Origin of the sequence: Mesorhizobium sp. M7A.F.Ca.MR.148.00.0.0 (assembly GCF_003997735.1) — a bacterium.
Lineage (GTDB): Bacteria > Pseudomonadota > Alphaproteobacteria > Rhizobiales > Rhizobiaceae > Mesorhizobium.
This window is the reverse complement of the sequence record NZ_RZTB01000293.1, coordinates 1-1,082: the sequence shown is the minus strand read 5'-3', so window position 1 is coordinate 1,082 and position 1,082 is coordinate 1. Positions and strand designations below refer to the sequence as shown.

Genomic DNA, 1,082 nt, shown 5'->3' with positions numbered 1-1,082 from the left:
AGCGCTTGAATGGCATTCAAGAGGTCGTCGGTTCGATCCCGATTGGCTCCACCAAGTTCTTATCTAACAGCCAGCCAACCCGATGTCCGGTGTCGACCGGGTCGCTGTGAATGGCTTGGAGCGCCGCAGACGCGGTTTCGGTCTACAACCATATTTTTGCTGTCCGTCCCGGTTTCGGCAAGGATGCTTCCGCCCGCCGAAACCTAACACAGTTCAGCCGTCTCACGCCGCAAGCGATACCTTGAATTCCACTCTCTGGTGCAGGGCAGCAAAAGCGGCTTCCAACTGTTCAAGTCTGGATCTGTGGTCGAGCCGGAATAGCCGGTCCACCGACTCTCTTTTCCAATCCAATCGACGAGCTAACTCAGCCCTGGTTATGCCGGCGTCCTGCAAAGCCCAGTAGAGGTTGAGCTTCAGCCAGGTAAGAGAAGGAAGGTCCATTACCGGACCTGGTACCCCATCGGGACGGGGTATATCCTCACCGTCATCGATCATGCTCGCTAGTGCGGTTTCAATTGCATCCACGGCATGCCGGCGAACGTCATATTCTTCCTCGGCAAAAGTCACAACGATAGGAAGTTGTGGGCAGGTAATGAGAAGGGTCCCATTGTCGTCAGGTTCCACATGGATGCGATATCCGGCCATTACTTCAATCCTAATTGCTTCTTGATGGCGTTGATCAACCCGGTACCAAGCTCCTTGCCGCCTCCATGCATAGGCAATTCCGACTTGTGTTCGCCGCGCCGCACTATCAGGTGGCCAGAGCCGCCCTTCTTGGTTTCGAATGTGCATCCCTGAGATGCGAGCCACTTTTTGAGTTCTTTGCTGTTCATAGATATAGCATATTCCACACAAATGTTGAAGTCAACAGAAATGTGGAATATCCGCCAGCGCGGCCCGGCTTGACGTCGGACAGCAGACTGGTGTGCAGCGATAGAGTGTTGAGCGGTGGCTCGATCGGCCGGTCTCCGGCGGCCAGGTTTCCCGCTAGTGTCCAGGCGCGCGCCTGAACTGCGCGGCCACTTCCATCACCACTCGGCGAAGGAGCCGTCCTTGTGGCGCCAGATCGGGTTGCGCCAGCG

At 56.2% G+C, this 1,082-nt stretch carries 2 protein-coding genes; both read right to left on the bottom strand.

Translation table 11 applies throughout. From position 1 onward, the window contains the following. Positions 1 to 222 precede the first annotated feature (222 nt). Positions 223 to 645: a type II toxin-antitoxin system HicB family antitoxin gene (locus EOB49_RS34035; RefSeq protein WP_127320560.1), complete on the bottom strand. Its 423-nt coding sequence runs from the start codon at positions 643 to 645 to the stop codon at positions 223 to 225. Continuing rightward, complete coding sequence (locus EOB49_RS34030) at positions 645 to 833, bottom strand: type II toxin-antitoxin system HicA family toxin (RefSeq protein ID WP_127320559.1); 189 nt, start codon at positions 831 to 833, stop codon at positions 645 to 647. The genes EOB49_RS34035 and EOB49_RS34030 overlap by 1 nt, the downstream gene beginning before the upstream one ends. Positions 834 to 1,082: the final 249 nt, after the last annotated feature.

What these genes read in the sequence shown, in the direction of transcription:
- EOB49_RS34030 (WP_127320559.1), bottom strand. Translation starts at nt 833, where the DNA reads ATGAACAGCAAAGAACTCAAAAAGTGGCTCGCATCTCAGGGATGCACA.
- EOB49_RS34035 (WP_127320560.1), bottom strand. Translation starts at nt 645, where the DNA reads ATGGCCGGATATCGCATCCATGTGGAACCTGACGACAATGGGACCCTT.